Genomic DNA, 8,347 nt, shown 5'->3' on the forward strand with positions numbered 1-8,347 from the left:
GCACCGTCAGGCGCGGTCCGGCCCCGGCCCGCAGCGAGCGCGGCTACTCGCCGGAGACCGGCAGCCGCGCCCCGTCCCGCAGGAACAGCGGGATACGGTCCAGCGGGGCGTCGACGGTGACCGCCTCCCCGCCCTCGTACGCCTCGCCGGTCCACGCGTCCGTCCAGCGGGCCCCGGCCGGGAGGTACACCGTCCGGGTCGTCGCGCCGGGCTCCAGGACCGGCGCGACCAGCAGATCCGCGCCGAACATGTACGCGTCGGCGACCTGCCAGGTCGGGAGGTCCCGCGGGAACTCGAGGAACAACGGCCGCATCACCGGCAGGCCCTCCTCGTGGGCCTCCCGCATCACCTTGAGGACGTACGGCTTCAGACGTTCGCGCAGCCGCAGGTACTTCTCCAGGATGGCGCCGGCCTCCTCGCCGTACGACCACACCTCGTTCGGGCCGCCGGTCATGTCCGGGCCCAGTGGCATGCCGGGGTCGCGGAAGCCGTGCAGGCGCATCAGCGGGGACAGCGCGCCGAACTGGAACCAGCGGACCATGACCTCGCGGTAGGCCGGGTCGTCCGGGTCGCCGCCGTGGAAGCCGCCGATGTCGGTGTTCCACCACGGGATGCCGGACAGCGCGGTGTTCAGGCCGGCCGCGATCTGGCGGCGCAGCGTCGCGAAGTCGGTGCCGATGTCTCCCGACCACAGGGCGGCGCCGTAGCGCTGGCTGCCCGCCCACGCCGAACGGTTCAGGGAGACGATCTCGTCGTCGCCGAGGCCCGACGCGCGCAGCCCTTCGTAGAAGGTCCGGGCGTTGTCGGCCGGGTAGATGTTGCCGACCTCGAGGCCCGGGCCCGCCCAGTAGCGCAGGTTCTCCTGGAAGCCCGGCTTCAGCTCCGGCTCGCAGGCGTCCAGCCAGAACGCCGTGATGCCGTAGGGGTCGAGGTAGTTCTCCCTGACCTTCGACCAGACGAACTCCCGGGCGTCCGGGTTGGTCGCGTCGTAGAACGCCACCTGGACCGTCGAGGCGACCCCCTTGTCCGGCCAGTCGGCGTGCGCCATCGGGCCGTACTGGGTGCCGACGAAGTAGCCGCGCTGCTCCATCACCGGGTGGTTCTCCGACAGCGGCGACACCGACGGCCACACGGACACGACGAGCTTGACGCCCATGTCCTCCAGCTCGCGGACCATCGCCGCCGGGTCCGGCCACTCCCGGGGGTCGAACCTCCACTCGCCGAGGTGCGTCCAGTGGAAGAAGTCGCAGACGATCGCCGAGAGCGGCAGCCCCCTGCGCTTGTACTCCCGTGCCACGGCCAGGAGTTCGTCCTGCGTGCGGTAGCGCAGCTTGCACTGCCAGAAGCCCGCCGCCCACTGCGGCAGCATCGGCGTACGGCCGGTCACCGCGCTGTAGCGGCGCTGGGCGGCGGCCGGGTCGCCCGCGGTGATCCAGTAGTCGATCTGGCGCGCCGAGTCGGCCACCCAGCGGGTGCCGTTGTGCGCCAGCTCCACCCGGCCGACCGCCGGGTTGTTCCACAGCAGGGTGTAGCCGCGGCTGGAGGTGAGCACCGGGATGCCGACCTCGGCGTTGCGCTGGATCAGGTCCAGGACCAGGCCCTTCTGGTCCAGCCGGCCGTGCTGGTGCTGGCCCAGGCCGTACAGCTTCTCGTCGTCGTAGGCGGTGAACCGCTGCTCCAGCCGGTGGTGGCCGCCGCCGACGGCCGTGTACAGGCGCGGGCCCGGCCACCAGAAGTGGGCGCGCTCCTCGGCGAGCAGTTCCCCGCCGTCGTCGGTGCGCAGGAAGCGGACCGTCCCCTCGGCCGACACCTCGACGGTGAGCGCTCCCACGGTCAGCCGGCCGGTGCCGTCCTCCACCTTCACGGTCGAGGCGGCCGCCGGGGCCGCGTCCAGCAGCGCCCCGGGCAGGCCCGTGAGCACGGGGCCGCCGAGCCGGGCCCGGACCCGGACTGCGTCCGGGCCCCACGGCTCGATCCGGAGGGTCTCCTGACGGCCGGTCCACTCCAGCGCCCCGTCCCGCTCGCGGAACGTGCCGACGGTGGGGGAGGACTGGGCGAGGCTGACCTTGGGCTGCGGTGCGGCAGGCTGGTTCACGAGGCGTACTCCTGGATGAGGACAGGGAGGTGCCCCCGCGGGGGGCCACCGGGGTACCTACGGGTCAGTGGGCGGCGGGTCCCGAGCTCGCCCGGACCGTCAACTCGGGGGCGATGAGCACGACTTCGTCACTGCCCCGCCCGTTCAGCTTGGCCACCAGCCGTTCCACGGCGAGGCGCCCCATCTCCTGGGCGGGGATGCCGACGGACGTCAGCCGCACCGACGCCTGGACGGCGACCTGGTCGGGGCAGATCGCGACCACCGACACGTCCTCCGGAACGGCCCGGCCCTGCTGGCGCAGCAGCGCGAGCAGCGGTTCGACGGCGGACTCGTTCTGCACCACGAAGCCCGTGGTGCCGGGGCGTTCGTCGAACACCCGGGCGAGCGTCGCGGCCATCGCGTCGTAGCCGCCCTCGCACGCCCGGTGCAGCACCCGCAGACCCAGCTCGCGGGCCGCGGCGCGCAGACCGTCCAGGGTGCGCTCGGCGAACCCGGTGTGCCGCTCGTAGACCGCGGGGGCCTCGCCGATGACCGCGACGTCCCGGTGCCCGAGCCGCGCCAGGTGCTCGGCGCACAGCGCACCGGTCGCGCTCCAGTCCAGATCCACGCAGGTCAGCCCTGAGGTGTCGGCGGGCAGGCCGATCAGCACCGACGGCTGCTCGTCCCCGGCTCTCGACTTCGCCCCGGCGGGTGCGCCCCCGCCGCGCAGCAGCGGCAGCCGCTCGTCGTCGAGTTCGACGTCCATCAGGATCATCGCGTCGGCCAGCCCGCTGCCGGTGACCCGGCGCACCGCGTCGGGCCCCTCCTCGCCGGTCAGCAGCAGCACGTCGTACCCGTGGGTGCGCGCCGTCGTGGCCACCGCGATGGCGATCTCCATCATCACCGGTACGTACATGTCGGTGCGCAGCGGGATCATCAGCGCGATGATGTTCGACCGGCTGCTGGCGAGCGCGCGGGCTCCGGCGTTCGGGTGGTACCCCAGCTCCCGGATGCTCTGCTCGACCCGCTGCCGGGTGGTGGCGGAGATGGACCGCTTGCCGCTGAGGACATAGCTCACCGTACTCGCCGAGACTCCGGCGTGCTGGGCGACCTCGGCGAGGGTGACCATCCAGCTCTCCAAGCTTTGTGAAGCGCTTCGACAGTGCGCGTGGTGAACGGGGGCGAGTGAGGGTGGTTCGACAGTAGCTTCAGTGGCGGTGGGTGTCCATAGGCTGTCGAAGCGCTTCGACTGTTTTCTGCCGCGGTCGGCGCCGCCGGGGGAGCCGCACGGGACACGCGGCAAGGTACCCGCCGCCGGTTCCGCCGAACGGCCGCGCGCGGGGTGGTGGCCCCGCCCGGTTTCGGGTACCAACGATCCAGTAACTCCGGTCGGTACCGACGGTCCCGTTGATCCCTCTTCGCGGCGAGGTGAACCTCATGTCCGCACCAACCCCCTCCTCTGGTCCTGCCGTCACCGAGCGCGAGGCGCGCGAGGTGGCCGAGGCGGCCCGGGAACAGGAATGGCGCAAGCCGAGCTTCGCCAAGGAACTCTTCCTCGGCCGCTTCCGGCTCGACCTCATCCACCCCCACCCCCTCCCGCCCGACGACGACGTCCAGCGCGGCGAGGAGTTCCTCGCCAAGCTGCGCGACTTCTGCGAGACCAAGGTCGACGCGGCCCGCATCGAACGCGACGCCCGCATCCCGGACGACGTGATCAACGGGCTCAAGGAACTCGGCGCCCTCGGCATGAAGATCGACCCGAAGTACGGCGGACTCGGCCTCACCCAGGTGTACTACAACAAGGCCCTCGCCCTGGCCGGCTCGGCCAGCCCCGCCATCGGCGTGCTCCTCTCCGCCCACCAGTCGATCGGCGTCCCGCAGCCCCTGAAGATGTTCGGCACCCCCGAGCAGAAGGAACGCTTCCTGCCGCGCTGCGCCCGCACCGACATCAGCGCCTTCCTGCTCACCGAGCCCGACGTCGGCTCCGACCCGGCCCGCCTCGCCACCACCGCGGTCCCGGACGGGGACGACTACGTCCTCGACGGGGTGAAGCTGTGGACCACCAACGGCGTGGTCGCCGACCTCCTCGTCGTCATGGCCCGGGTGCCGAGGTCCGAGGGCCACAAGGGCGGCATCACCGCCTTCGTCGTCGAGACCAACTCGCCCGGCGTCACCGTGGAGAACCGCAACACCTTCATGGGCCTGCGCGGCATCGAGAACGGCGTCACCCGCTTCCACCAGGTCCGCGTCCCCGCCGCCAACCGCGTCGGACCCGAGGGCGCCGGCCTGAAGATCGCCCTGACCACCCTCAACACCGGACGGCTCTCCCTGCCCGCGTCCTGCGTCGCCGCCGGCAAGTGGTGCCTGAAGATCGCCCGCGAGTGGTCGGCGGCCCGCGAGCAGTGGGGCAAGCCCATCGCCCGCCACGAGGCCGTCGGCACCAAGATCTCCTTCATCGCCGCCACCACCTTCGCCCTGGAGGCCGTCACCGACCTCGCCGCCCAGATGGCCGACGAGGACCGCAACGACATCCGCATCGAGGGCGCGCTCGCCAAGCTCTACGCCTCCGAACTCGCCTACACCATGGCCGACGAGCTGGTCCAGATCCGCGGCGGCCGCGGCTTCGAGACCGCCGAGTCGCTGCGCGCCCGCGGGGAACGCGCCGTCCCCGCCGAGCAGCTGCTGCGCGACCTGCGCATCAACCGCATCTTCGAGGGCTCCACCGAGATCATGCACCTGCTGATCGCGCGCGAGGCCGTCGACGCCCACCTGACCGTCGCCGGCGACCTCATCGACCCCGACAAGTCCCTCCAGGACAAGGCGCGCGCGGGCGCGAGCGCCGGCGCCTTCTACGCCAGATGGCTGCCGAAACTGGTCGCCGGACCGGGGCAGCTGCCCTCTTCCTACGCCGAGTTCAAACACCACGTCGACCTCTCCCCGCACCTGCGCTTCGTCGAACGGCACGCCCGCAAACTCGCCCGCTCCACCTTCTACGGCATGTCCCGCTGGCAGGGCCGCATGGAGACCAAGCAGGGCTTCCTCGGCCGGATCGTCGACATCGGCGCGGAACTCTTCGCGATGAGCGCCGCCTGCGTCCGCGCCGAGCTGCTGCGCTCCCGCGGCGAGAACGGCCGCGAGGCCTACCAGCTCGCCGACGCCTTCTGCCACCAGGCCCGGCTGCGCGTCGACGAACTCTTCGGCCGTCTGTGGGCCAACACCGACGACCTGGACCGCAAGGTCGTCAAGGGCGTCCTGTCCGGCACCTACACCTGGCTGGAGGACGGCGTCATCGACCCCTCCGACGACGGTCCCTGGATCGCCGACACCACCCCCGGCCCGTCCACCGAGCAGAACGTCCACCGCCCGATCCGGTGACCCGCGCCACGGCAGGGTGTCCCCGTCGGGGGGACACCCTGTCCTGCGGCGCGGCCGTTGTGGACACAATGGGAGGCATGAGCGACAGTCCTGCCCCCCTCGCCGACCCGCACCTCCTCTACGACCCCGTCGCGGGCGACGGCCCGAAGGACGTGGTGATCCTCGGCTCCACCGGGTCGATCGGCACCCAGGCCATCGACCTCGTGCTGCGCAACCCGGACCGGTTCCGGGTCACCGGCCTGTCCGCGCACGGCGCCCGGGTCGCCCTCCTCGCCGAGCAGGCGTACCAGCTCCGGGTGCGGACCGTCGCCGTCGCGCGGCAGGACGTCGTCCCCGCCCTGCGCGAGGCGCTGCGCGCGGAGTACGGCGGTGAGCCGCTGCCCGAGATCCTCGCCGGCCCCGACGCCGCCACCCAGCTCGCCGCCTCCGACTCGCACACCGTCCTGAACGGCATCACCGGTTCCATCGGCCTCGCCCCCACCCTCGCCGCCCTGGAGGCGGGCCGCACCCTCGCGCTCGCCAACAAGGAGTCGCTCATCGTGGGCGGCCCGCTGGTGAAGGCGGTCGCCAAACCCGGCCAGATCATCCCCGTGGACTCCGAGCACGCGGCCCTCTTCCAGGCCCTCGCCGCCGGCACCCGCGCCGACGTCCGCAAGCTCGTCGTCACCGCCTCCGGCGGCCCCTTCCGCGGCCGCACGAAGGAACAGCTGGCCCGGGTCACCGTCGAGGACGCCCTCGCCCACCCCACCTGGGCGATGGGCCCGGTGATCACGATCAACTCCGCCACCCTCGTCAACAAGGGCCTGGAGGTCATCGAGGCGCACCTCCTCTACGACATTCCCTTCGACCGCATTGAGGTGGTCGTGCACCCGCAGTCGTATGTCCACTCGATGGTTGAGTTCACGGACGGATCGACACTGGCCCAGGCGACGCCCCCCGACATGCGCGGGCCGATCGCCATCGGCCTCGGCTGGCCCGAACGGGTCCCCGACGCTGCACCCGCGTTCGACTGGAGCACCGCTTCCACCTGGGAGTTCTTCCCGCTCGACAACGAGGCGTTCCCCTCGGTGAACCTCGCCCGGCACGTGGGCGAGCTCGCGGGCACCGCCCCGGCGGTGTTCAATGCCGCCAACGAGGAGTGCGTGGAGGCGTTCCGCTCGGGCGCGCTGCCGTTCAACGGGATCATGGAGACGGTGACCCGGGTGGTCGAGGAGCACGGCACCCCCGGCGCGGGAACCTCGCTCACCGTGTCGGACGTCCTCGAAGCGGAGACCTGGGCCCGGGCACGAGCCCGGGAACTGGCGGCACAGACGGCGGAGGCCCGTGCATGACGACCTTGATGTTCTTCATCGGCATAGTGGTCTTCGCCGTCGGCCTGCTGGTCTCGATCGCGTGGCACGAGCTGGGGCACCTGTCCACCGCCAAGCTCTTCGGCATCCGCGTCCCCCAGTACATGGTCGGCTTCGGCCCCACCGTCTGGTCGCGCCGCAAGGGCGACACGGAGTACGGCGTCAAGGCGATCCCGCTCGGTGGCTACATCCGCATGATCGGCATGTTCCCGCCCGGTGACGACGGCCGACTGGTGGCCCGCTCCACCTCGCCGTGGCGCGGCATGATCGAGGACGCCCGCTCGGCCGCCTTCGAGGAACTCCAGCCCGGCGACGAGACCCGCCTGTTCTACACGCGCAAGCCGTGGAAACGGGTCGTCGTCATGTTCGCCGGGCCCTTCATGAACCTGGTCCTCGCCATCGGGCTGTTCCTCGCCGTGCTCATGGGCTTCGGCATCCCGCAGCAGACCACCACCGTCAGCTCCGTCTCCCCCTGCGTCATCGCCCAGACCGAGCACCGCGACGAGTGCAGGCCCTCCGACGCCAAGTCCCCGGCCGCCGCGGCCGGCATGAAGGCGCACGACCGGATCGTCGCCTTCGACGGGGTGCGCACCGACGACTGGGACAAGGTCTCCGACCTCATCCGCGACAGCGCCGGCAAGGACGTACCGATCGTCGTCGAGCGCGACGGCCGGGAGGTGACCCTGCACGCGAAGATCGCCACCAACTGGGTCGTGAAGAAGGACGCCGCGGGGGCCTACGTCGAGGGCAAGTACGTCCAGGCCGGCTTCCTCGGCTTCACCTCCGCCACCGGCGTCGTCCAGCAGGACTTCGGCCAGTCCGTGACCTGGATGACCGACCGGGTCGGCGACGCGCTCGACTCCCTGGCGGCCCTGCCCTCCAAGATCCCCGCCCTGTGGGACGCGGCCTTCGGCGACGGCCCGCGCGAACCGGACTCCCCGATGGGCATCGTCGGCGCCGCCCGGATCAGCGGCGAGATCGCCACGCTCGACATCCCCGCGTCCCAGCAGCTGGCCAACTTCGTGATGCTGCTGGCCGGCTTCAACCTCTCCCTGTTCCTGTTCAACATGCTCCCCCTGCTCCCCCTGGACGGCGGCCACATCGCCGGCGCCCTGTGGGAGTCCGTGCGCCGCACCGCGGCCAAGGTGCTCCGCCGGCCGGACCCGGGCCCGTTCGACGTCGCGAAGCTGATGCCGGTGGCCTACGTGGTGGCGGGAATCTTCGTCTGCTTCACGATCCTCGTGCTGATCGCGGACGTCGTTAACCCGGTGAGAATCTCCTAGCCGCACGGCGTTTCCGACGGCCCGGCAGGCTGCTGCCGGGCCGTCCTCCAATGAGTGGGTTTCGGTGGCGTGATGTGCTCGCGTCCAGGACCGTGCCGTAATCTCGGGACTCGGAGCCCGCCGCTGACACGGGACCGGACCTTGATCCACGACTTGGGGTTGCACAGCAGATGACTGCGATTTCTCTCGGCATGCCGTCCGTTCCGACCAAGATCGCCGAGCGCCGCAAGAGCCGGCAGATCCAGGTCGGTTCCGTCGCGGTGGGT

The 8,347-nt window shown here is 71.5% G+C and carries 5 protein-coding genes; 3 read left to right on the forward strand and 2 right to left on the reverse strand.

All coding sequences use genetic code 11. The features are described 5' to 3' along the window. Positions 1–43 precede the first annotated feature (43 nt). Both AC3ET3_RS31390 and AC3ET3_RS31395 read right to left on the reverse strand, forming a co-directional pair. The gene (locus AC3ET3_RS31390; protein ID WP_432137990.1) at positions 44–2,095 is read right to left on the reverse strand and encodes a glycoside hydrolase family 31 protein; all 2,052 of its coding nucleotides are present in this window, start codon (positions 2,093–2,095) and stop codon (positions 44–46) included. Positions 2,096–2,159: 64 nt separating this feature from the next. Beyond that, positions 2,160–3,203: a LacI family DNA-binding transcriptional regulator gene (locus AC3ET3_RS31395; protein WP_432155608.1), complete on the reverse strand. Its 1,044-nt coding sequence runs from the start codon at positions 3,201–3,203 to the stop codon at positions 2,160–2,162. A gap of 308 nt (positions 3,204–3,511) precedes the next feature. Here AC3ET3_RS31395 and AC3ET3_RS31400 point away from each other — a divergent pair, with 308 nt between their 5' ends. The 3 genes from AC3ET3_RS31400 (at position 3,512) to AC3ET3_RS31410 (ending at position 8,081) form a co-directional block, all read left to right on the forward strand. After that, positions 3,512–5,449 carry an acyl-CoA dehydrogenase family protein gene (locus AC3ET3_RS31400; protein ID WP_432137992.1) on the forward strand — a complete coding sequence of 646 codons (1,938 nt, stop codon included), beginning with the start codon at positions 3,512–3,514 and terminating at the stop codon, positions 5,447–5,449. Positions 5,450–5,526: 77 nt separating this feature from the next. Further along, entirely contained in the window at positions 5,527–6,780 is a 1,254-nt protein-coding gene (gene dxr, locus AC3ET3_RS31405; RefSeq protein WP_432137993.1) for a 1-deoxy-D-xylulose-5-phosphate reductoisomerase, read from the forward strand. A gap of 8 nt (positions 6,781–6,788) precedes the next feature. After that, positions 6,789–8,081 (forward strand): M50 family metallopeptidase, encoded by a 1,293-nt coding sequence (locus tag AC3ET3_RS31410; protein ID WP_432137999.1) that lies wholly within the window; start codon positions 6,789–6,791, stop codon positions 8,079–8,081. Positions 8,082–8,347 lie beyond the last annotated feature (266 nt).

This window comes from Streptomyces sp. bgisy159, from assembly GCF_057707805.1.

Bases quoted from the DNA above. Each gene is read 5' to 3' on its own strand.
- AC3ET3_RS31395 (WP_432155608.1), bottom strand. From the start codon at position 3,203: ATGGTCACCCTCGCCGAGGTCGCCCAGCACGCCGGAGTCTCGGCGAGT.
- AC3ET3_RS31400 (WP_432137992.1), top strand. From the start codon at position 3,512: ATGTCCGCACCAACCCCCTCCTCTGGTCCTGCCGTCACCGAGCGCGAG.
- dxr (WP_432137993.1), top strand. From the start codon at position 5,527: ATGAGCGACAGTCCTGCCCCCCTCGCCGACCCGCACCTCCTCTACGAC.
- AC3ET3_RS31410 (WP_432137999.1), top strand. From the start codon at position 6,789: ATGTTCTTCATCGGCATAGTGGTCTTCGCCGTCGGCCTGCTGGTCTCG.